Annotated in this window: 21 protein-coding genes and 2 pseudogenes; 17 read left to right on the top strand and 6 right to left on the bottom strand. The window is 65.6% G+C overall.

Annotated elements, in window-relative coordinates:
- Positions 1-45: 45 nt before the first annotated feature.
- Together ACSKB9_RS36330 and ACSKB9_RS36325 are read right to left on the bottom strand one after the other, a co-directional pair.
- Positions 46-813, bottom strand: a complete 768-nt coding sequence (locus ACSKB9_RS36330; protein ID WP_438079189.1) for an enoyl-CoA hydratase-related protein — start codon at positions 811-813, stop codon at positions 46-48.
- Complete coding sequence (locus ACSKB9_RS36325) at positions 806-1,324, bottom strand: MarR family winged helix-turn-helix transcriptional regulator (RefSeq protein ID WP_438079187.1); 519 nt, start codon at positions 1,322-1,324, stop codon at positions 806-808. The genes ACSKB9_RS36330 and ACSKB9_RS36325 overlap by 8 nt, the downstream gene beginning before the upstream one ends.
- A 300-nt stretch (positions 1,325-1,624) precedes the next feature.
- On the opposite strand from ACSKB9_RS36325, the gene ACSKB9_RS36320 reads away from it, so the two are divergent.
- The 8 genes from ACSKB9_RS36320 (at position 1,625) to ACSKB9_RS36285 (ending at position 10,104) form a co-directional block, all read left to right on the top strand.
- Entirely contained in the window at positions 1,625-2,524 is a 900-nt protein-coding gene (locus tag ACSKB9_RS36320; protein ID WP_438079185.1) for a CHAD domain-containing protein, read from the top strand.
- A 165-nt stretch (positions 2,525-2,689) separates the two neighbouring features.
- On the top strand, positions 2,690-2,962 hold the full coding sequence (locus ACSKB9_RS36315; RefSeq protein WP_438079183.1) for a helix-turn-helix domain-containing protein: 273 nt from the start codon (positions 2,690-2,692) through the stop codon (positions 2,960-2,962).
- Positions 2,959-4,974: a hydrogenase 4 subunit B gene (gene hyfB, locus ACSKB9_RS36310; RefSeq protein ID WP_438079181.1), complete on the top strand. Its 2,016-nt coding sequence runs from the start codon at positions 2,959-2,961 to the stop codon at positions 4,972-4,974. Before ACSKB9_RS36315 ends, hyfB begins: the two co-directional genes overlap by 4 nt.
- Complete coding sequence (locus ACSKB9_RS36305) at positions 4,965-5,921, top strand: respiratory chain complex I subunit 1 family protein (protein WP_438079179.1); 957 nt, start codon at positions 4,965-4,967, stop codon at positions 5,919-5,921. Before hyfB ends, ACSKB9_RS36305 begins: the two co-directional genes overlap by 10 nt.
- A complete protein-coding gene (locus tag ACSKB9_RS36300; RefSeq protein ID WP_016843065.1) occupies positions 5,921-6,583 on the top strand; it encodes a hydrogenase-4 component E in 663 nt (220 codons plus the stop codon). The genes ACSKB9_RS36305 and ACSKB9_RS36300 overlap by 1 nt, the downstream gene beginning before the upstream one ends.
- A complete protein-coding gene (locus ACSKB9_RS36295) occupies positions 6,580-8,028 on the top strand; it encodes a hydrogenase 4 subunit F (RefSeq protein ID WP_438079177.1) in 1,449 nt (482 codons plus the stop codon). The genes ACSKB9_RS36300 and ACSKB9_RS36295 overlap by 4 nt, the downstream gene beginning before the upstream one ends.
- 18 nt (positions 8,029-8,046) lie before the next feature.
- Positions 8,047-9,558, top strand: a complete 1,512-nt coding sequence (locus ACSKB9_RS36290) for an NADH-quinone oxidoreductase subunit C (protein ID WP_438079175.1) — start codon at positions 8,047-8,049, stop codon at positions 9,556-9,558.
- Positions 9,559-9,570: 12 nt separating this feature from the next.
- Positions 9,571-10,104: an NADH-quinone oxidoreductase subunit B family protein gene (locus tag ACSKB9_RS36285; RefSeq protein WP_438079173.1), complete on the top strand. Its 534-nt coding sequence runs from the start codon at positions 9,571-9,573 to the stop codon at positions 10,102-10,104.
- Between the two features lie 49 nt (positions 10,105-10,153).
- Here the strand turns inward: ACSKB9_RS36285 and ACSKB9_RS36280 are convergent.
- Together ACSKB9_RS36280 and ACSKB9_RS36275 are read right to left on the bottom strand one after the other, a co-directional pair.
- A pseudogene (locus ACSKB9_RS36280) lies at positions 10,154-11,114 on the bottom strand (IS630 family transposase).
- Positions 11,115-11,365: 251 nt separating this feature from the next.
- On the bottom strand, positions 11,366-12,376 hold the full coding sequence (locus ACSKB9_RS36275; RefSeq protein WP_076824410.1) for a LacI family DNA-binding transcriptional regulator: 1,011 nt from the start codon (positions 12,374-12,376) through the stop codon (positions 11,366-11,368).
- A gap of 98 nt (positions 12,377-12,474) precedes the next feature.
- Here ACSKB9_RS36275 and ACSKB9_RS36270 point away from each other — a divergent pair, with 98 nt between their 5' ends.
- The 6 genes and pseudogenes from ACSKB9_RS36270 to ACSKB9_RS36245 all read left to right on the top strand — a co-directional run bounded on the left by ACSKB9_RS36270 (position 12,475) and on the right by ACSKB9_RS36245 (position 17,251).
- Positions 12,475-13,347, top strand: a complete 873-nt coding sequence (locus ACSKB9_RS36270; protein ID WP_438079170.1) for a phytanoyl-CoA dioxygenase family protein — start codon at positions 12,475-12,477, stop codon at positions 13,345-13,347.
- Between the two features lie 247 nt (positions 13,348-13,594).
- Positions 13,595-14,134, top strand: a pseudogene (locus ACSKB9_RS36265) (MFS transporter); the annotation flags it as partial.
- A 91-nt stretch (positions 14,135-14,225) separates the two neighbouring features.
- Positions 14,226-14,822, top strand: a complete 597-nt coding sequence (locus ACSKB9_RS36260) for an MFS transporter (RefSeq protein WP_438079168.1) — start codon at positions 14,226-14,228, stop codon at positions 14,820-14,822.
- 3 nt (positions 14,823-14,825) lie between these two features.
- Positions 14,826-15,686: a sugar phosphate isomerase/epimerase family protein gene (locus ACSKB9_RS36255; RefSeq protein ID WP_438079166.1), complete on the top strand. Its 861-nt coding sequence runs from the start codon at positions 14,826-14,828 to the stop codon at positions 15,684-15,686.
- Between the two features lie 58 nt (positions 15,687-15,744).
- The gene (locus ACSKB9_RS36250) at positions 15,745-16,245 is read left to right on the top strand and encodes a hypothetical protein (RefSeq protein ID WP_438079165.1); all 501 of its coding nucleotides are present in this window, start codon (positions 15,745-15,747) and stop codon (positions 16,243-16,245) included.
- Positions 16,190-17,251: a hypothetical protein gene (locus ACSKB9_RS36245; RefSeq protein ID WP_438079163.1), complete on the top strand. Its 1,062-nt coding sequence runs from the start codon at positions 16,190-16,192 to the stop codon at positions 17,249-17,251. Before ACSKB9_RS36250 ends, ACSKB9_RS36245 begins: the two co-directional genes overlap by 56 nt.
- Positions 17,252-17,267: 16 nt before the next feature.
- On the opposite strand, the gene ACSKB9_RS36240 is transcribed toward ACSKB9_RS36245, so the two are convergent.
- Positions 17,268-18,119 (bottom strand): division plane positioning ATPase MipZ, encoded by an 852-nt coding sequence (locus tag ACSKB9_RS36240; RefSeq protein ID WP_438079161.1) that lies wholly within the window; start codon positions 18,117-18,119, stop codon positions 17,268-17,270.
- A 175-nt stretch (positions 18,120-18,294) separates the two neighbouring features.
- A complete protein-coding gene (locus ACSKB9_RS36235; RefSeq protein ID WP_438079159.1) occupies positions 18,295-19,083 on the bottom strand; it encodes a crotonase/enoyl-CoA hydratase family protein in 789 nt (262 codons plus the stop codon).
- A 36-nt stretch (positions 19,084-19,119) separates the two neighbouring features.
- Here ACSKB9_RS36235 and ACSKB9_RS36230 point away from each other — a divergent pair, with 36 nt between their 5' ends.
- Genes ACSKB9_RS36230 through ACSKB9_RS36220 form a run of 3 tightly spaced genes read left to right on the top strand, consistent with a single transcriptional unit; the run spans position 19,120 to position 20,555 of the window.
- Positions 19,120-19,620 carry a TetR/AcrR family transcriptional regulator gene (locus tag ACSKB9_RS36230; RefSeq protein ID WP_438079157.1) on the top strand — a complete coding sequence of 167 codons (501 nt, stop codon included), beginning with the start codon at positions 19,120-19,122 and terminating at the stop codon, positions 19,618-19,620.
- Positions 19,559-19,759 (top strand): hypothetical protein, encoded by a 201-nt coding sequence (locus ACSKB9_RS36225; RefSeq protein ID WP_438080672.1) that lies wholly within the window; start codon positions 19,559-19,561, stop codon positions 19,757-19,759. The genes ACSKB9_RS36230 and ACSKB9_RS36225 overlap by 62 nt, the downstream gene beginning before the upstream one ends.
- 37 nt (positions 19,760-19,796) lie before the next feature.
- The gene (locus ACSKB9_RS36220; RefSeq protein ID WP_438079155.1) at positions 19,797-20,555 is read left to right on the top strand and encodes an SDR family NAD(P)-dependent oxidoreductase; all 759 of its coding nucleotides are present in this window, start codon (positions 19,797-19,799) and stop codon (positions 20,553-20,555) included.
- The last annotated feature ends 47 nt before the right edge of the window (positions 20,556-20,602 follow it).

The following is a 20,602-nucleotide window of genomic DNA, read 5'->3' as shown; positions in this document are numbered from 1 at the left end:
CCAAAGCAATAGCGCCGCCCACGCGTGGCGGCCCACGCTCCGGGCCTAGCCGGTAATCTTGGAGAAATCGGGCTGGCGGCGCTCGGCAAAGGCGGCAAAGGCCTCGCGTGCTTCCGCACTCATCAGCCGTTCCTGGAAGATCTCGCCCTCGCGCGCCATTTGCGCGCTGATCCTGGCGGGGTCGCGCATCAGCGCCTTGGTGTGCTGGAGCGAGCCGAACGGCCGCTGCGCCAGCGCGTCCGCCGCCGCGCGGGCCTTGGCGCGGAGGTCCGCGAGCGGCACAACCGCGTTGGCGAGGCCGATCGAGACCGCCGTCTCCGCCTCGACCGGTTCGCCAAGCGCGAACATCGCATAGGCCCGCGCATAGCCGATGCGCTGCGGCAGCAGATAGGTCGAAGCCGCCTCCGGCACCAGCGCCAGATTGACGAACGGCGTGATCAGCCGCGCAGTCGGCGCGAGGTAGACGAGGTCGCAATGCAGCAGCATGGTGGTGCCGATGCCGACCGCATTGCCCTGCACGGCGGCAACCAGCGGCCGCGTCGCCTTGGCAAGTCCGGCGAGGAAGCGCGTCACGTGGCGCTCGCCCTGCACGCCGCGCGACACCGCCGCGAAATCGGCGAGATCGTTGCCTGCGGTAAAGCTGTCGCCGTCGCCCCGCAGCAGCACGGCGCGGATCGCAGAATCGCCCTCCGCGCGCTCGAGCGCATCGGCCATCGCGCCATACATCGCGTTGGTGATCGCGTTCTTCTTGTCGGGGCGCGCCATCGTCACGGTGAGGATACCGCCGTCCAGCGCTACGACCACTTCACTCATGCGTCACTCCTATTGCTCGGTTCTTGTTTGACGCGTCTTCTTCACGCGAACCGGTAGCCGCTTCGCTTGAAGACGCTCTAGCTCTCTTGTCCTTCGGAAACTTGTCTTGCAGGCTGGTCAGCCAGCGCGACACCACGTCGATCTCCGCGTCCGAGAACCCGTCCATCAGACGGTTGTTGATCGCCCTGGTCCGCGTTGCGGCGCGCTTGCCGAGTTCCTGCCCCGCCGCGGTCAGATGGAGCCGCTGGCTGCGGCCGTCCTCGCCATCGCGCCGGCGCTTCACGAGGCCTGCACGTTCCATCCGGTCGGCGAGCCCGCTCATCGCCGACGGCACGATGTCGAGCGCCTGCGAGACGTCGCCGATCAGCGCGCCGTCATTGCGCCCGAGAAAGAACAGCACGCCGGCCTGGGCCGACGTCAGATCGTGCGTGGCCGTCTCCTGCTCGATGGCGCGCTGCAACCGGCGATAGGCCACGGTCAGAAGAAAGATCAGCCGGTGTTCCGCTTTCATGCCGCCTGTTATATATTTCGCACGCGAAATATCAAGATATTTCGTGCACGACATATCCGGCGCTGCGGCGAACTCCGCCTCTCCTTTTGCCGCGGCTTCGAAACTTGGTGTTCCCTCGAAAGTTTCAGCCCGCATACCGACCGAAACGAGCTCCCGCCGTCGGATTGATTGCGACATTTTGATCGCGTCGCCGCATCGCTGCGCTGCAGCCAGCAGAAAACGCTTGATCGACATCGACCAAACGGGAAGTCTTTGCATCCGGGAGCCGCGTTGCGGCTCTAGCGGGGTCACGAGAGTGTCATGACGTTAGCGGCAAGTCCGGCCAGGGAGCGTGTTGTCCGCCCGAAGCGGCCGCGCCATCTCAGCGAAGCCATGCGTTGTGAGACCGCGTTCCGCCTGATCCTGTCCGAATGCCTCGAGGAAGTCGCGACCAATCACGAGGCCATGAGTTCCGGCAATTCCGCCGCGCTGCACCAGACCCGTATCGCGCTGACGCGGCTGAAGGCGGCGATCGCCTTCTATGGGCCGATGGTGGCGGACACCGAATGGACGCGACTGAAATCCGAGTTGAAATGGCTGAGCGCCCATCTCGGCGCTACGCGCGACCTCGACGTCGCGATCGAGAACAGCAAGGGCCTGCCTGAAGAAGGCATGCTCCAGACGGCGCGAACCGACGCGTTCGAGGCGCTCAAGGAGGCGTTGCAAAGCGATCGATACTGGCGATGGTTCGACGGCATGTGGGACTGGGTCGGCAGCGGCCCCTGGACCACGCGGCAGGACCCCCGCGCCGCGCAGCGGCGAGCCGTGCCGGTCGCGGTGTTTCACGCGCGGCGGCTGGCGCGATGGCATGGCAAGCTGTGCCAGAAGAGCCGCGGGCTGCAAGGCATGGGCAAGAACAAGCGCCACCGCGTCCGTCTCGCCAGCAAGCGGCTGCGTTACGCGATCGAGTTCTCGGAGGGCGGCTTGCCCCCCGACGAATACGCGTCATGGCGGATCATCCTGAAGCATCTGCGCAAGGGACAGCAATTGCTCGGCGAATTGAACGATGACGAGGTCCGTCGCGGGCTGCTCGAGAGCGTCGATGCACCTGCGCAGCGCGCCCACGAGCGCAAGGCCAAGCACCAGCGCGTGCACGAACGGAAGCGCAAGAGCCGGCTGCTGCGCCACGCTGCGGCGGTCTATCGAAAAATCTCCGACTGAGCGCGCATCAGCGAAGCCTCGTCGGCGCGCGGATACCGCTCGCGTTGAAGACTGCGCCTAGGAATGATGTATAAAACATCACTTATTGCCCTTGTGCCATCATTACTTGGTGTGCATAAATGACATTCAAACAGACGCGACTCTCATATCGACGGCCATCAATCGATGATCACCGCGGCGCAGCTACGAGCGGCCAGAGCCTTGCTCGGCATCGACCAACGGCAGCTCGCCGAACTGTCCGGACTTTCGGTGCCAACCATCCAGCGGATGGAGGCGAGCGAAGGAACCATTCGCGGCAACGTCGACTCGCTCGTGAAACTGATCGACGCGCTCGGCACGGCCGGCGTCGAGGTCATCAATGAGGGTGCCGTCAGCAGCGGCGGCGGCCGCGGAGTGCGATTGAAGGCCGGATCAGGCTCACCGAGGGTGCAGACATGATCCCGGCGGTCACTCAGCAGATCTGGTGTGTAGCCGCCCTGCTGGGAACGACCGCTCTCGCGATTGTAACGAGCAGATCGCGCCAATCGACAGCCATCGTCTACGGCGCGACTTTCGCGATTTCGTTGATCGCGCTGGCCGGGGCCATGATTTCGCTCATCTCCCGTACCAGCGCGACGGAACTGGCTCTGCCGATCGGGTTGCCCTGGCTGGGATCGCATTTCCGCCTTGACGCGCTCGCCGCATTCTTTCTCGTCGTGGTCAATCTCGGCGGTGCGGCCGCAAGTCTTTATGGCCTCGGCTACGGCAGCCACGAATCCGCGCCACAGCGCATCCTCCCCTTTTTCCCGGCGTTCCTGGCCGGCATGAATCTCGTCGTGCTCGCCGACGATGCGTTCACCTACCTCTTGTGCTGGGAATTCATGTCGCTCGCCTCGTGGGCGCTCGTCATGGCGCATCACCGTGACGCGGATAATGCCCGCGCAGGCTACGTCTATCTCGTGATGGCAAGCTTCGGAACGCTGACTCTGTTGCTTGCCTTCGGCCTGCTGGCGGGAGCCGGCGGCAGCTACAGCTTTGCGGCCATCCGCGCTGCTCAGCACACCCCGTCCGAAGCCGCATTGGTGCTCGCGCTGATGCTGCTCGGCGCCGGGTCGAAAGCCGGCCTGATCCCGCTGCACGTGTGGCTTCCGCTGGCTCATCCGGCCGCGCCGAGCCATGTCTCGGCGCTGATGAGCGGCGTGATGACGCAGGTCGCGATCTACGGATTCATCCGGGTCGTGTTCGATCTGCTCGGGCCGCCAAGCTGGTCGGCGGGTGTCGCGGTTCTCATCCTCGGCGGCGCCACCGCCGTCATGGGAATCCTCTACGCGCTGATGGAGAAGGATCTCAAGCGCCTGCTCGCCTACAGCACGATCGAGAACATCGGCGTCATCTTCGCAAGCCTCGGCCTTGCGCTGGCATTTCAGGCGAACGGCCTCGGCCTCGCGGCCGCCCTCGCCTTCACGGCCGCATTGTTCCACGTGCTGAACCATTCGTTCTTCAAGAGCCTGCTGTTCTTCGGGGCCGGCGCGGTGCTGACGTCGACCGGCGAACGCGACATGGAGAAGCTGGGCGGCCTGATCCACCGCATGCCGCTCACGAGCTTCGTCTTTCTGGTCGGCTGCGTCGCGATCTCGGCGCTGCCGCCGTTCAACGGGTTTGTGTCGGAGTGGCTGATGTTTCAGGCCGTCCTGCAGAGCCCCGACCTGCCGCAATGGCTGCTGAAGATCATGGTGCCGGCGGTCGGCGCCTTGCTGGCGCTGGCCGCGGCGCTTGCCGCCGCATGCTTCGTCAAGGCCTTCGGAATCACATTTCTCGGCCGCGCGCGGAGTCCGGCCGCGGAAGCCGCCGGCGAAGTCGATCGCTATTCGCTCGCCGCGATGTTCAGCCTTGCCGTGCTCTGCTTCCTCGCCGGCATTCTGCCCGGCCTGGTGATCGACGCGCTTTCGCCGGTTGCGCAGACCGTGATCGGCCACCGGATGCCGCTTCAGGCGGACGATCCCTGGCTCTCGATCGTTCCGATCGAGGAGAGCCGCAGTTCCTACAACGGATTGCTCGTCTTTGCTTTCATCACCGCCGCGGCGTCGCTCGCGGTGTACTTTATCCATCGCTTTGCGTCGCGCGCGATCCGGCGCGGACCGGCCTGGGGTTGCGGCTTCTCCGACCCGACACCGGCGGCGCAGTATTCCGGCGTGAGCTTTGTGCAACCGATCCGCCGCGTGTTCGGCACGCTGGTTTTCCAAGCCCGCGAGCATGTCGACATGCCCGCGCCGGGCGAACTGCGGCCGGCCCGCCTCAGGGTCGATATGCACGACCTGGTCTGGGAGCGGCTCTACACACCCGTGACTGAACTCGTGTGGTTCTTCGCCGATCGGCTGAACCAGCTCCAGTTCCTGACCATCCGCCGCTACCTCAGCCTGGTGTTCGCAACCCTCGTCACATTGCTGCTGGCGCTCGCGATATGGTCGTGATCTCGGACATCCTCGTTCAGCTCGGCCAGATGGCGCTTGTGCTGATGCTCGCGCCGCTCCTGACCGGCGTCGTGCGCAAGATCAAGGCGCGGCTGTTGCGGCGAAAAGGACCGTCGATCGTCCAGCCCTACCGCGACCTGCTGCGGCTGCTGCGCAAGGAGGTCGTGCTCGCCGAAAACGCGTCCTGGCTGTTCCGTGTCACACCCTATGTGACGTTCGCGGCGATCTGGGTCGCGGCGGCGCTGGTCCCGACATTCGCGACCGGCCTGCAATTCAACTGGAGCGCCGACCTGATCGCGATCGTCGCCCTGCTCGGCAGCGCGCGCTTCTTCCTCGCGCTGGCCGGCATGGATGTCGGCACCAGCTTCGGCGGCATCGGCTCCAGCCGCGAGGTGATGATCGCCGCGCTCGCCGAGCCGGCCATGCTGTTGATGGTGTTCTGCGTCGCGCTGATTGCCGGCTCGACGCAGCTGTCGACGGTCGCGACCTTCATGGCGTCGTCGGAAGTCGGACTGCGCGTCTCGCTCGGCATGGCGATGATCGCCCTCATCATGGTGGCGCTCGCCGAAAACGCGCGCATCCCGGTCGACAACCCGGCGACGCATCTGGAGCTGACCATGGTGCACGAGGCGATGATCCTCGAATATTCCGGGCGTCACCTCGCCATGATCGAGTTCGGCGCCTTCCTCAAGCTGCTGCTCTACATCTCCCTGATCATCTGCGTGTTCTTCCCGTGGCAGATCACCACCGAAGGCGCGGGGCCGCTGTCCTATTTCGTCAGCGTCGCCGCCTACATCCTCAAGCTTGCGGTCGCGAGCTTCCTCCTTGCCGTGTTCGAGACCGCGACGGCCAAGATGCGGGTGTTCCGCGTCCCCGAATTCCTCGGCGCGGCGCTGATGCTCGGCCTGCTCGGCACGCTGCTTCGGTTCGTGTCACGGGGCTTCTGATGCACAATCTCGCCTTCGACATCGCCCATCTGCTCGCCGGCGGGCTCGTGCTGATCAGCTTCATGATGCTGTACCAGGATCGCCTGTATGCGCTGCTGAACATCTTCGCACTTCATGCCGTGGTGCTCGCAGCTTCCGTCGCCTGGCAGGCCTTCATCCAGAATGCGCCGCATCTCTACGTCACCGCGGCCATCGCACTGGTATTCAAGGCGATCGTCATCCCGGTGGCGTTGCATCGGATCATCAAGCAGCTCGGCATTCACCGCGATATCGAGACCGCGGTGAGCATCGGCCCGACCATGCTTGCCGGCATGGGGCTCGTCGCGCTGTCCATGGTGCTGATGCTGCGCGTCACCGGCGCCGCCGATCCGCTGGCGCGGGAAGACCTCGCCTTCGCGCTGTCGGTGGTGCTGTTGGGATTGCTCGTCATGGTGACGCGGCGCAACGCCGTCAGCCAGGTCGTCGGCTTCATGTCGCTGGAAAACGGCCTGGTGCTGGCCGCGACCGGCGCCAAGGGCATGCCGCTCGTCGTCGAGATCAGCGTCGCCTTCTCGATCCTGATCGCATTCATCGTGATCGGCGTGTTCCTGTTCCGCATTCGCGAGCGGTTCGACACCGTCGACGTCGGCGCGCTCGATGAATTCAGGGGGGAGCGCCGATGACTGCCGCGTCGGATGCCGTCACCTGGGTTTTGCTGATACCGATCACCGCCGCGGCGGTGCTGGCCGCGCTGCCCGGTTACCGGCTGACCGCGGGCCTCAATGTCCTGGCCAGTCTCGGCACCTTGCTGGCCGCGCTTTCGCTGCTCGTGGTCGAGCGCCCGCAACCCGGCCAGTACCTGCTGATCGACGATCTCAACATCGTCTTTATCGTGCTCAACACCTTCGTGGGATTCACCACGAGCGTGTTCAGCGCAAGCTATATCGCCCATGAACTCGAAAGCGGACGGCTGACGCCGGGCTATCTGCGATTCTACCATGCCATGTATCAGGTGATGATGTTCGGCATGAACCTCGCATTCGTGTCGAACAATATCGGCCTGATCTGGGTCGCGGTCGAGGTCGCGACGCTCACCACCGTGCTGATGGTCGGCATCTACCGGACCCATGCGGCGCTTGAAGCGGCCTGGAAGTATTTCATCCTCGGCAGCGTCGGCATCGCGCTGGCGCTGTTCGGCACGATCCTGGTGTACATGGCCGCGCTGCCGGTGGTCGGCGAGGGTCAGGACGCCATGGTGTGGACGGTGTTGATCAGCCGTGCGGCGACGTTCGACCCGGCATTGCTCAACGTCGCCTTCATCTTCCTGCTGCTCGGATACGGCACCAAGGTCGGCCTGGCGCCGCTGCACGCCTGGCTTCCGGATGCGCATGCCGAGGGCCCGACCCCGATCTCCGCCGTGCTCTCCGGCCTGCTGCTCAACGTCGCGCTCTACGCGGTGCTCCGCTTCAAGATCCTGCTCGCCGCCAATCCGGATGCGATATCGCCCGGGCCGCTGATGGTGACGATGGGGCTGACGTCGCTGCTGTTCGCGGCCTTCATGCTTTACCGCCGCCGCGACATCAAGCGGCTGTTCGCCTACTCCTCGATCGAGCACATGGGCATCATCGTGTTTGCGTTCGGCATGGGTGGCCCGCTCGCCAACTTTGCCGGCCTGCTGCACATGGTGATGCACAGCCTCACCAAGTCGGGAATCTTCTACGCGGTCGGCCACATTGCGCAGGTGAAGGGCACGCAGCGGATCGCCAACATTCGCGGCCTGACCGAGACGCATCCGGCACTCGGCTGGAGTCTCGTGATCGGCGTGGTCGCGATCGCCGGCCTGCCGCCGCTCGGTATCTTCATGAGCGAATTTCTCATCGTCAGCTCCACCTTCGCGCGCCAGCCGCTGCTCGCCATCCCGCTGGTGTTCGGCCTGCTGCTCGCCTTCGGCGCGCTGATCCTGCGCCTGACCAGCCTTGCGTTCGGCGAGCCGCGCGGCAATGCCGCGCCGGCGGATGCGTCCTATTTGCCGATGTTCGCGCATTTCGCACTGGTGCTGACTGCGGGCATCTACCTTCCGGGACCGCTGGTCGTCTGGTTCCAGCACGTCGCCAACCTGCTGGGTTAGCGCGAGGGAGAGCAGGATATGCCGAGGTTGATCGATCTGATCCGGGCGGGCCACAGGATCGAACGACATCATCCATGGCCGCGCGCCGTGGTCGACGGCGATACCTGGCGCGCCGCCGCTCACGCGCTTGCGGATGGCGGCCTGAGCCTGCTCGGGCTGTGGGGCGAGCCCTCGCGCGTGCACATGGCCGTCCTCGACGACCGCACGTCCGATATCGGCGTGATCAGCCTGGATTGTCCCAATCGCCAATTTCCTTCGGTTGCGGCCCATCATCCGCCGGCGCTTCGATTAGAGCGCACCCTGCACGACCTGTTCGGATTGCAGGCGACAGACACACCGGATTCCCGTCCCTGGCTTGATCACGGCCGTTGGCAAACGCGCTTCCCGCTCGGCGAACATCGCGATGCATCGGCGGACGCAGCGCTTTATCAATTCCTTCCGGCCGAGGGGGACAGTCTGCATCAGATCGCAGTCGGTCCGGTGCATGCGGGCATCATCGAGCCCGGGCATTTCCGCTTTACCGCGAGCGGAGAGACGGTCGTCCGCCTCGAGCAGCGGCTCGGCTACACCCACAAGGGCGTCGAAGGGCTGATGGCGGGCAGCACGATCGAGCAGGCCGCGCGGCTCGCCGGCCGGGTCTCCGGCGACAGCACGGTCGCCTATGGGCTGGCGTTCGCGCAAGCCGTCGAGGCCGCGCAGCGGATTGCCGTGCCGCCGCGCGCGCTGTTGCTGCGCGCGCTGATGGCGGAACTCGAGCGGCTGGCCAATCATCTCGGCGATATCGGCGCGATCTGCAACGATGCGTCATTTGCGTTGATGCAGGCGCATTGCGCCGTGCTACGCGAATCCGTGCTGCGCGCGGCCGACGCTGCATTCGGTCACCGCCTGATGCGCGACCTCATCGTTCCCGGCGGCGTCGCGCGCGATATCGCCGGCCATGGAGCCGACGCGATCCGGGCCGCGCTCGACCAGATCCGCCGGCATTTCCCTGCGCTGGTCGAGCTCTATGACAACACCGCCTCGTTGCAGGACCGCACCGTCAGCACCGGCATCGTTGCTCCAACGCTCGCCCGGCAATTCGCCGCCGGGGGCTATGTCGGGCGCGCGAGCGGCCGCGATCATGATGCCCGACGCAAGCCCGGCTATCTCCCCTATGATGGCCTCCGCTTCGAAGTCCCCGTCCTCAGCGACGGCGACGTCAACGCCCGGGTCTGGATCCGGATCCGCGAGGTTGAGCAGAGTCTCGCGCTGGCGTACCAGATCCTTATCGGCCTCGAGGCCGGCCCGGTGCGAGTGCCGCTGCACAATACGGCGGAGCCTTGCGAAGGCATGGCCCTCGTCGAAGGTTTCCGCGGCGACATCCTGGCCTGGCTGCGCCTGAACGGCGATCGGATCGAGCGATGCCATCTGCGCGATCCGTCGTGGTTTCAGTGGCCGCTGCTCGAGGCGGCCATCGAAGGCAACATCGTGGCGGACTTCCCGCTCTGCAATAAGTCGTTCAACTGTTCCTATTCCGGGCAGGATCTCTGAGGGCTCGAGGCGATGCGCAAACTTCTGTTCCAGAGCCTGTTTCGCCAGCCATTGACGGAGCAGGCGCCGCGCCCGGACGAGGCTGCGCTCGCGGAGCTCGCGGCCATGGTCGGCCGCACCGCACGGCGACGCCTCGGCCGCAGCCTCTCGATCCGTGAGGTTGATGCAGGCTCCTGCAACGGATGCGAGCTGGAAATACACGCGTTAAGCAATGCGTATTACGACGTCGAACGGTTTGGAATCCGGTTCGTCGCCTCGCCCCGTCACGCCGACGTGCTGCTGGTCACGGGTCCGGTCACCAAGAACATGCGCGAGGCGCTGGAGCGCACATACCGTGCGACGCCAGACCCCAAATGGGTTGTCGCCGCGGGCGATTGCGCCAGGGATGGCGGATGCTTCGCCGGCAGCTATGCCGTGGTTGGCGGAGTCTCCGCGGTTGTTCCGGTCGATCTCCATATTCCGGGTTGCCCGCCTTCGCCGATCGCCATCCTGCGGGGCCTCGTGACCTTGCTCGAGGCGGTCGACGCCGGGGTTGCGGCAAGGTGAAGGCACGGAAAGAAACGAGCACCTCCGCCCGCACCGTGGGCGAGGCGCGCTAGAGCGTTAGCCGATCAGGTTGCAAGTAGCCCGCGGCGATGAAGTAGTTTGTGGATTCCGTGGGCGTGTAGGTGTCGATGATGCGCCCGACAGCATCCCAAAGGCCGCCGACGGTGCGTTCGGCGGCCTTCCGCAGATTTGCTTTGAGCTTGGCGAAGGCATTCTCGATCGGATTGAGGTCGGGACTGTAGGGCGGAAGATAGAGAAGCGTAGCGCCGGCCGCCTCGATCATCTCACGTATGCGGGGCCCTTTGTGGCTGGAGAGGTTGTCCATGATGACGATGGCGTGGTCTGGCAGCTCAGGAATGAGCACCTTTTCGACATAGGTCTCAAAGGCGTTGCGGTTGATGGGGCCATCGAGCACCCAGGGCGCGATGATGCCGCGTGTGGTTAGAGCGGCTACGCAGGTAGTTGTTTTCCAGTGGCGTGAGGAACGCTGGCCCGCAGACGTTCTCCGCGCTGGCAGCGGCCATGGGTTCGCGCCATGTTGGTCGACGCCCAGGTCTCGTCGATGAAGACGAGCCGATCCCGGTCGAGCTTGCCCTGGCTCTCGCGCCAGGCCTCGCGTCGCTTCAAGACGTCCGGGCGATCCTGCTCTGAGGCATGGGCGGTCTTTTTTTACGCGTGATCTTGTGGCGCTCGAAGAAGCGGCGGATCGTGCCATAGCCAAAGGACAGGCCTTGTTTGCTCAAGCCGTCACGCAATTCCTCGATGGTGATATCCGGCGCCGTCTCGAGCAGAGCCATGATCGTCGCCTGATGAGTATCAATCCGGTGGGACTTGCGGTCGCCGCCCTGAGCCCTCGGCTGGGCATCGCCTTGCTCCCGCTCGCGCGTTCGCCAGCGGCTTACGCTTGCCGCGCTGACGCCAAATCGCTCGGCAGCCTGCCGGCCTGAAATGCCACTCTCAATACAGGCAAGCACACGTTCGCGAAGATCCATCGACAGCGGTTTCGCCATGCCCGCCGGCCTCCAGCTCCGGCGACCAGCTTGAATCACCAAAACGCTGATTTGTGAATCCCCAACGATTCAGTCAGATCGGCCAACGCTCTAGTGTCCCGAATCCGAAGTTCGCATCATTTGCCGCACCTTCGGAGCGAACTTCGGATTCGATAAGGACACTAGCAAACTTATGATTTTAGTGTGCTTTATGAATGCGAAGTTCGTGAAAGTGGCTGCCGCGAAATCACACGAACTTCGCATTCAGCACACTAGCCGCTGTCGCGCAGCACCAGTTCGAAGCCGAGATCGACGCGGCGCTCGCCGCCGCGCTCCAGCGTCAGCGTCGCCGCGGTACGGCCGATCGCGTCGCCATGCACGCTGATCGTGCTCAGGGTCGGCGAGATCAACTGGCCCATTTCGAGATCGCCAAGCCCGATCACGGCGACCGGCTGCGCCGATGCAGGCCCGTCGCGCAGCAGCCCGGCCTTGCGCAGCCCGGACATGAAGCCGATCGCATGCGCATCGTTGGCGGCGAACACCGCGTCGACACCAGGCAGGCGTGCATGCGCCGCCACGCTGCCGGAATCCTTGCGGTCCAGGATCAACCGGCGCGGCTCGGCAAGACCGCCGGCCAGTGCCTCGTCCCTGAAGCCGAACCAGCGGCGCGTGCCGCGCGGATCGTCGCCGCCGATGAAGGCGAGCTGCTTGCGGCCCTGCGCGACCAGATGCTTCGCGACGGCGACACCGGCCTTGTAATTGTCGAAGCCCGCGACCGCGTCGATCGGGTTTGCCGGCAGATCCCAGGTCTCGACGATCGGGATGCGCGCATTGCGCAGCAGACGGCTGCCCTCCTCGGTCGCCGGCGAGCCGACCATGATGATCGCCTCGGGCCGCCGCGACAGCAGCGCCGCCAGCATGCGGTCCTCGCGCGCCGCGTCATAGCGCGACTGCGCCAGGATCACGGAAAAGCCGAGCGGCTCGAGCTTGTCGGACAAGCCCTGCACCGTGTCGGCGAAGATCGAGTTGGCGATGGTCGGCACCAGCACGCCGACCGAATTGGTCCGCGCGCTCGCCAGCGCGCCCGCCACCAGGTTCGGGACATAGCCGAGATCGCGCATCGCCCGCTCGACCCGCGCCCGGGTCTCCGGGGCAACCAGGTCGGGCATCCGCACCACCCGGCTCACCGTGATCGAGGAGACGCCGGCGCGCTTGGCCACCTCTGAAAGGGTGGGCGCGGCACCGGCCGGGCCGGTCCCGGGGGCGGTCAGTTCGGAGCTCATGGGCCGGAGCCTGCACGATTCCGGGTTGCCAAGCCATGATGTTAGCGCTAGCATGGCCTCATGTTAGCGCTAACATGGAACAAAATGGGAGAAACGGCATGATTTCGGACGAACAGGCCCAGGCTTACAAGCGCGACGGGGTGATCGTGGTCCCCGAGGTGCTCGACCAGGAGACCCTGGCGAAGGTGCGCACGGTACTCGCGGAGCTGGTGGCCGGCGCCGCCAGCGTGAGCGAGCACACCGACGTCTACGACCTCGAGCCGGGCCATTCGCCTGACAATCCGCGCGTCCGCCGCATCAAGGCGCCGCACAAGGTGCACCCGATCTTCGACGAGATCGTGCGCAGCCCCGCCGTGATCTCGATCCTCACCAAGCTGATCGGCCCCGGCCTTCGCTTGCACGGCTCCAAGCTCAACATGAAGTCGGCGCAATACGGCTCGCCGGTTGAGTGGCATCAGGACTGGGCATTCTATCCGCACACCAATGACGACATCCTCGCGATCGGCGTGCTGCTCGACGATTGCGATATCGAGAACGGTCCGATGCTGGTGACGCCGAGGTCGCACACCGGCGCCACGATGTGGGATCATCACGGCGAGGACGGCCACTTCGCAGGCCTGATCGATCCGGACCAGATCGCGGACGACATCAAGCGCGCGGTGCCCTGCATGGGCAAGGCCGGCAGCATGTCGTTCCATCACGTGCGCGCGCTGCACGGCTCGGCGACCAACACATCGAACCGGCCGCGCAACCTGCTGCTCGATGAAGTGGCCGCCAGCGACGCCTGGCCGCTGATGGGCGTGAAGGACTTCGACGAATTCAACAGCCGCCTGCTGGCGGGTCCGCCGGTGGTCGCGCCGCGGCTCACCGATGTGCCGGTGCGGATGCCGCTGCCGCCGGCCAAGCGGCAAGGATCGATCTACGAGACCCAGTCGGCGTCGAAGAAATCCTACTTCACGCGCGCCGCTTGAGACCGACCACAATGCCCGCGGCCAGGCCGCGGGCATCGCTGCTTTCACCGAGCACGATTCGCCGCGACAACGCGGAGATCGTGCCCGATCAAAACGACCATAAAAACCAAAACAACGGGGAAACGAATGACCGAGATGGCAAGAGATGGCGCTCGCACATCGCGCCTGCGTGTGATCCTGGCCGCAAGCATCGGCTCCGCGCTCGAATGGTACGACTTCTTCCTCTGACGGCACCGCAGCGGCGCTGGTGTTCGGCGAATTGTTCTTTCCGAAGAGCGATCCGGTGGTCGGCACGCTGTTGTCGTTCCTGACCTTCGGCGTCGGCTTCGTGGTGCGGCCGTTCGGCGGCCTCTTGTTCGGCATCCTCGGCGATCGCTATGGCCGCAAGCCGGTGCTGGTCTCCACGCTCCTGATGATCGGCATCGGCACCACCGCGATCGGCTTCCTGCCGACTTATGGCCAGATCGGCGTCTGGGCGCCGATCCTCCTGGTCGCGATGCGCGTCATCCAGGGCCTTGGCGCCGGCGCCGAATATGGCGGCGCGGTGATCTACCTGGTCGAGAACGCACCGCCGAAGCATCGCGGCTTCTGGGGCGGCTTCGCGCCGCTCGGCGTCTCCGTCGGCAATCTGCTTGCGGCCGGCGCCTTCGCGCTGGTGACCATGCTGCCGCGCGAGGATTTGATGAGCTGGGGCTGGCGCCTGCCCTTCCTGGCGAGCTTCCTCCTGATCGTGGTCGGCATCTTCGTCCGCATGCGCATCACCGAGACGCCGGTCTACACCGAGGCGGTGGTCGCGCGCGGCAAGGTCGAGAGCAATCCGGCGATGGAGGCATTGCGCCGGCACCCGCGCAACTTCTTCGTCGGTGCTCGGCGCCCGCATGGCCGAAAACGGGCTCGGCTATTTCTTCCCGGTGTTCGGCCTCAGCTACGTGATCACCACGCTCGGCGTGCCGAAAGCCGAGGCGCTCAGTGCGCTGATGCTGGCATTCACGGTCGAGTTGTTCGCGATCCTCGGCTTCGCGGCCTTGTCCGACCGGATCGGACGGCGGCCGGTCTACATGTTCGGCGCGCTGGCCGGCGTGGTGCTCGCCTTCCCGTTCTTCTGGATGGTCGGCACCAAGGAATGGATCATGATCGCGCTGGCCTTCATCCTGGCGCGCGCGGTGGTGACGGCGGCGATGTTCGGGCCGCAGGCGGCGTATTTCGCCGAGCTGTTCCCGCCGCAACGCCGCTTCGCGGGCTTTGCCTTCGCCCGCGAGCTCGGCTCGCTGCTGTCGGGCGGTCCGGCGCCGTTCGTCGCCACCGCACTGGTGGCAGCCTACGGCACCTGGTGGCCGGTCGCCTGCTACGCGATGTTCCTGTCCGCCTGCACCGTCGTCGCGATCTGGATCGGGCCCGAGACCTACCAGGAGAACATCGCCGCCGACGAAGGCGAACAGGCCGAGCTTCCCGCGGCGATCCCGGCGCGGGCCTGATCGGTGGCGCAGCAACTGCGCGTCCTGCAGTCGCTCTGGGCGATGGAGCGACGGCTGGCCGATGAGGGCGAATGGCCGCTGCAAACCCAGCTCGCGATGATCCGCGATGCCGGGTTTGACGGCGCCGGCGTTCGCTTCGTCGATCCCGCCTTCGCGCGCGAGGTGACGAGCTTCCTTCGCGCGCATGGCATGATCTGGCAGGCGCAATGCTACCCGAAGAGCGTCGACGAGCTGAAACCGGTGCTCGAGCTGGTCGCCCGGCTCGGCGCCGATCACGTCAACCTGCAGCCGGACGTTCGGCCGCGCCGGCTCGCGGATTGCATTCCGCTGCTCGAAGGCTGGCGGCGGCTTGCCGCGGAGGCCGGCGTCGCCGTGCATGTCGAGACCCATCGTGACCGCATGACGACCGACCTGTTCTTCATGCTCGACCTGCTCGACTGCTTTCCCGATCTGCGGCTCACCGCCGATCTCTCGCATTATCTGGTCGGCCGCGAATTCGCCTGGCCGGTCGACGACGTCAACCACGCGATGATCCATCGCATCCTCGACAATGCCTGGGGCATCCATGGCCGCATCGCGAGCCGCGAGCAGGTGCAGGTCTCGCTCGGCTTTCCGCAGCACCAGGGCTGGGTGTCGCTGTTTATGGGCTGGTGGGACTACGGTATCCGCTCCTGGCGAAAACGTGCCGGTCCCGACGCGACCCTGACCTTCCTGTGCGCAGCTGGGTCCCCGCCCTATGCCATCACCGGGCCCGACGGCAGGGAACTGTCCGACCGCTGGCAGGATGCGCTGGTCATGAAGGACATGATCCGCGCGCTGTGGGATCGTATCGCGAACGAGCCGCAAGGCGCGCTCCCGCATTGATTTAAACAGGCCGCGGCGGCATCCTGAACGCCCACAATCCGGAACGCCGCGAGGACCCGTGCGCGACCGCTGGGCTTATCCGCTTCGATGCCTCGTCGCCGTCTCGGCCATGGCAGCCTCCGCGCATACGAAGGCGGCCGCGGCAGAGTTCGGCCTGAATGTCGCGACCCTGCCGCGCGTCGCGACCATCGACCCGCGCTTTCAGTCCTACAACATCGAGATGGTCGAGGTGACCGGCGGACGGTTCTGGAAGCCCTACGCAACCGCCGCCACGCGTCGGCGTGCAGAGACGGAGCGGTTCGCAGCTCGCACTCCGATCGACCTGCACGATGGCAGGCTTCGCAAGCTCGCCGCAGCCCTCTCACCCGCCTATCTGCGCGTCAGCGGCACCTGGGCCAACAGCACGTTCCTTGCGGATTCCGAGACGCCACCGGCTGCACCGCCGGCCGGCTTCAACGGCGTGCTGACGCGACGGCAGTGGCGGGACGTGATCGAGTTCTCGCGTGCCTGTCGACGCTCCGATCGTCACGTCCTTTGCGATCAGCGCGGGCGCGCGTGACGCCGCGGGGCAATGGAGCCCCGAGCAGGCCCGGCAACTTCTCGCTTTCACGCGATCTGCAGGCGGGCGGATCGCCGCAGCCGAGTTCATGAATGAACCCGATCTGCCGGCCATCGGCGGCGCCCCTGACGGCTACGATGCTGCGGCCTACGGCCGGGATTTTGCAGCGTTCCGCACCTTCATGAAGGACACCGCGGCCGACGTGACGATCCTCGGCCCCGGCACGATCGGCGCCGGCGCTGAGGCCCAAGCGCTTTTCGCCGTATCGGCGGCAGGCATCGACGCGGTCTCCTACCATCATTATGGCGCGCTGTCGGCGCGATGCGGCGGTGATCGCAGGGCAAGGCATGCATTGTCGGACGAATGGCTGGCGCGAACCGGCAACAGCCTCGCCCTCTACGAGGCGCTGCGCGACCAGCTTGCACCGGGCAAGCCGATCTGGGTGACCGAGACGGCCGAGACCGCATGCGGCGGCAATCGCCTGGCCGCGACCTTCACCGATACGTTCCGTTACCTCGATCAACTCGGACGGCTGGCCAAGGCCGGCGTTCAGGTGGTGATGCACAACACGCTTGCGGCGAGCGACTATGGGCTGCTCGACGAGCGCACGCATCTGCCGCGGCCGAATTATTGGGCTGCGCTGCTATGGCGACGGTGGATGGGCACCACCGTGCTCGACGGCGGTATCGCGGAGCGTCACGGCTTCCATGTCTATGCGCATTGCGCGCGCGACATGCCCGATGGAATAGCCCTGCTCGTCATCAACAACGACCGGCGGATGCGGCACAAGCTCACGCTCTCAGCCGTCTCGCAACGTTACACGCTCGCGAGCGAAAGGCCTGCCGACGGCAAAGTTCAGCTCAACGGCGCGACGCTCTTGCTCGGAACCTCTGATGGTATCCCCGCCCTCAACAGCGACGCGGCTGTCGCCGGAGCGATCGTCTTCGCACCCAGAACGATCACGTTCCTGATCGTCGCCGACGCGGGCAACGCCAATTGCCGGTAGCGGCCCCGACGTCGCCTTACGCCGCGTCGCGGCTGGCGTTGGAGGATTCCGGCGGGTGCGCCACCAGATGGCCGAGCATGATGGCGGTCATCAGCCGCTCCATCTCGAGCCGCGCGGTGACATGCGACATGGTCGGCCGGCTACCGAGTGCGAGCTGGCTGACGTCGTCGATCGCCGTCAGTCCGCGCGGGTAGAATTCGCGGAAGATCACGCGTTCGGCCAGGCCATCGACCAGGCGGAAATTCAGCGTCTTGGACAATTCGCTCAAGGCTTCGCCGACCAGGCGCTTGTTGCGTGACCCGAGCGTGGAGAGACGGTTGCGCAGCACCACCCACTCGAATGCCGGCTGATCGTGTGCGCTGCGCTGGCGCCGCGCTTCCTCCACCATCTTCGAATAGTGGCTGATGCCGGTCACCTTGAACTCGTTCGGATCGACGGTGCCGAGCACGTCGAAATCGAGGAAACTGTCGTTGAGCGGCGTGATCAACGTGTTCGCCAGCGAATGCGTGAACGTCGTCAGATAGGTGTCGTGGCCGGGACAGTCGATGACGACGAAATCGTGCGACCGGCCGAGCCGCTCGACGATCTCGGCAAGCGCGCTGCGCCCGAGCGTCTCGACCTCGCTGCTCCGGCCGCTCACCGTCTCGAAGCACATATGCGCGGGAACGCCGAGATCCAGCGAGGTTTCCCGCGCCCAGTCCCGCCGGTTCTCGACGTAGTGCGTCAGCGACTTCTGCTTGTTATCGAGATCGATGGTGGCGACGCGCTGCCCCGCCTTGATCAGCGCGATGGCGACGTGCATGGCAATTGTCGACTTGCCCGAGCCGCCCTTGTTATTTCCGACAACTATTACTCGTGCGTTTGTCATGGGAATCCATACCGGACGCTTGAGTGAAAGCAGGACGAAACAGAATTTAATGAATGGCTCGAATCTCCCTGATTCGACGAATCTCGACAAGAGTCGCTGCTACATTGTCGTGATCGAAATCAAGAAGCTGCGACATCATTGTCACAGCTTCTTCGAGCACGTATCGTGAACGCAACTAGCGTCCCTGAAACACAGCCGCGCGGCGCTCAACGAACGACTTGATGCCCTCGGCCGCGTCTGATGTGTTGAGCACGCGTTCGCGGATCTGCGGGATGATCGCAATCGCCGCCTGCTCGCCGGCTTCGATGAACTTGCGGCCCGCCTCCTTGGTCACCTGAATTCCAAGCGGCGCATTGCGCGCGATGATCTCCGCGAGCGCCATCGCGCGCTCGACCTGCTGGCCCGCCGGCACGACTTCCTGCACGAGACCGATCCGATGCGCCTCGGCGGCGGTGAACTCATCGCACAGCAACAGGTGATACATCGCATCGCCCCACCCGGCGCGGCTGATATAGCGGAAATGCGCGCCCGCCAGCGGCGCGATGCCGCGTTTGGCTTCCATCTGGCAGAAGCGGCTGTCGTCCGCGGCGATCACGATATCGCCGGCCAGCATCATCTCGATGCCGACGGTGAACACGATACCCTGCACCGCCGTGACGATCGGCTTTCGGCAGCGCTTCGACAATCCGAACGGGTCGACGTTGCCCTCCGGCAGCGGCTTGCGCGTCGCCGTCGGACCGAAGAATTTCGGCATGTCGAGACCCGCGGTGAAACTGCCGCCGGCGGCGCAGAGCACCCCGACCCAGAGGCCGTCGTCATTGTCGAGCAGCGTCAGCGCGTCGGAAAGCTCAGCCATCATCTCCGGACTGAAGGCATTCTTCTTCGCGGGATTGTCGATGATGATCTTGAGGATGTGGTCGTGCCGCTCGTGGCGGACCCGCCCTTCGCTCGCGCCGCCGGACATCAGTTCCTCCCTGCTTTGTGACTGGATGATTTCTGGATGATGCTTGTCATCCATATGCATGATGGTCATAATCCAGAAAGAGAGTCAAACAGGGGGCCAGGCGAGATGGGCCATTCCCAGGCCGACAAGGCCAGGAGCCGTGAGCGTATTCTGAACGAGGCTGCAACGCAGATCCGCGACAAGGGCCTCGAGGCGCTCAGCATCGGCGGCCTGATGCAGCAGGTGAAGCTGACCCATGGCGGTTTCTATGGGCACTTCGCCTCGCGTTCCGACCTGATCGCCGCGGCACTGGAACAGGCGCTGAATGCAGGCGAAGCGTCGGCTCACGCGGCGCGCGGCCCCGACAAGCCGGTCAACATCAACGCATTGGCGCGGAGCTATCTGAGCCGCGCCCATCGCGACTTCGCCCAAGTCGGGCTGCGCGATCGGCGCGCTGATCTCAGATGTCGGCCGCGCCGATGCGCAGTGCCGCGCCGTGATGGAGCCCCACATCGAAGCCTTCATCGCCAAGGTCGCCGAGACGTTCGGCGACGATGACGACGGCAACGCAATCCTCGCGGTGAGTGCGATGGTCGGGGCGCTGGCGATCTCGCGCGTCCTCACCGATCAGAAGCGGTCCGATGCCGTTCTGCGCACGGTGCGCGACAGCATCGTCGCGATGGCGTCCGACGAATGATTTCGCCCGCGCCGCGGGCAGCTTGATGGAGTGAGCCATGAACGACCGATCCGCCCTCGAGGCGACCGCCGTGCAAGGAAGCGTGCTGATTGCCGGCGTCGGCGCGTCGAACGGCCTCGGCGCCGCGATTGCGCGTCGCTTTGCCGCTGGCGGCTATCCCGTCGCGATCGCCGGCCGCAACGCCGACAAGCTCGCCGCGACCGCGGCCGAGCTGGCCGCAAGCGGCGCAACGGTCGCGCATGTGGTCGGCGACGCCTCCACGGCGGCCGACGTCGCGCGCTTCGTCGCGGCGGCCGAGCGGCTCGCACCGCTCGCGATGGCTGTGCACAATGCAGGCTCCAACCGACCGGCACCGTTTCTGAAGGTCAGCGAGCAGCGCTTCGAGGAGCACTGGCGCGAACACGCGCTCGGCGGTTTCCGGCTGGCACAGGCCGCGATCCCCGCTTTGCTTGCGCGCGGCGGCGGCACGCTGGTGTTTACGGGCGCCAGCGGTTCGCTGCGCGGCAAGGCCAACTACTCACCGTTCGCCGCCGCCAAGGCCGCGCTGCGCGCGCTGGCGCAGAGCGTGGCGCGGGAATTCGGGCCGCAGGGCATCCATGTCGGCCATGTCGTGGTCGATGGCGGGATCGAGGGCGACCGCCTGCTGAGCATGCGTCCGCAATTGAAGGACGAGCGCGGGCCGGACGGCATGCTCAACATCGCGGCCATCGCCGACGCCTATTGGGTGCTGCACCACCAGCATCGCAGCGCCTGGACGCTGGAGCTCGACTTGCGGCCGTGGGCGGAGCAGTTCTGAACACGCTGCGCCACCCTTCTCGCCCGTGAATATTGGTTGCGATCGGC

This window comes from Bradyrhizobium sp. BR 1433 (assembly GCF_051547665.1).
Classification (GTDB): domain Bacteria; phylum Pseudomonadota; class Alphaproteobacteria; order Rhizobiales; family Xanthobacteraceae; genus Bradyrhizobium; species Bradyrhizobium australafricanum.
The sequence above is the reverse complement of the archived record's forward strand: the minus strand, read 5'-3'. Positions and strand labels throughout refer to the sequence as shown.

Bases quoted from the DNA above. Each gene is read 5' to 3' on its own strand.
- ACSKB9_RS36315 (WP_438079183.1), top strand. From the start codon at position 2,690: ATGATCACCGCGGCGCAGCTACGAGCGGCCAGAGCCTTGCTCGGCATC.
- ACSKB9_RS36235 (WP_438079159.1), bottom strand. From the start codon at position 19,083: ATGTCCGGCGGCGCGAGCGAAGGGCGGGTCCGCCACGAGCGGCACGAC.
- ACSKB9_RS36260 (WP_438079168.1), top strand. From the start codon at position 14,226: ATGGCCGAAAACGGGCTCGGCTATTTCTTCCCGGTGTTCGGCCTCAGC.
- ACSKB9_RS36320 (WP_438079185.1), top strand. From the start codon at position 1,625: ATGACGTTAGCGGCAAGTCCGGCCAGGGAGCGTGTTGTCCGCCCGAAG.
- ACSKB9_RS36270 (WP_438079170.1), top strand. From the start codon at position 12,475: ATGATTTCGGACGAACAGGCCCAGGCTTACAAGCGCGACGGGGTGATC.
- ACSKB9_RS36275 (WP_076824410.1), bottom strand. From the start codon at position 12,376: ATGAGCTCCGAACTGACCGCCCCCGGGACCGGCCCGGCCGGTGCCGCG.
- ACSKB9_RS36295 (WP_438079177.1), top strand. From the start codon at position 6,580: ATGACTGCCGCGTCGGATGCCGTCACCTGGGTTTTGCTGATACCGATC.
- ACSKB9_RS36230 (WP_438079157.1), top strand. From the start codon at position 19,120: ATGATGCTTGTCATCCATATGCATGATGGTCATAATCCAGAAAGAGAG.
- ACSKB9_RS36330 (WP_438079189.1), bottom strand. From the start codon at position 813: ATGAGTGAAGTGGTCGTAGCGCTGGACGGCGGTATCCTCACCGTGACG.
- ACSKB9_RS36220 (WP_438079155.1), top strand. From the start codon at position 19,797: ATGAACGACCGATCCGCCCTCGAGGCGACCGCCGTGCAAGGAAGCGTG.
- ACSKB9_RS36325 (WP_438079187.1), bottom strand. From the start codon at position 1,324: ATGAAAGCGGAACACCGGCTGATCTTTCTTCTGACCGTGGCCTATCGC.
- ACSKB9_RS36300 (WP_016843065.1), top strand. From the start codon at position 5,921: ATGCACAATCTCGCCTTCGACATCGCCCATCTGCTCGCCGGCGGGCTC.
- ACSKB9_RS36285 (WP_438079173.1), top strand. From the start codon at position 9,571: ATGCGCAAACTTCTGTTCCAGAGCCTGTTTCGCCAGCCATTGACGGAG.
- hyfB (WP_438079181.1), top strand. From the start codon at position 2,959: ATGATCCCGGCGGTCACTCAGCAGATCTGGTGTGTAGCCGCCCTGCTG.
- ACSKB9_RS36240 (WP_438079161.1), bottom strand. From the start codon at position 18,119: ATGACAAACGCACGAGTAATAGTTGTCGGAAATAACAAGGGCGGCTCG.
- ACSKB9_RS36290 (WP_438079175.1), top strand. From the start codon at position 8,047: ATGCCGAGGTTGATCGATCTGATCCGGGCGGGCCACAGGATCGAACGA.
- ACSKB9_RS36305 (WP_438079179.1), top strand. From the start codon at position 4,965: ATGGTCGTGATCTCGGACATCCTCGTTCAGCTCGGCCAGATGGCGCTT.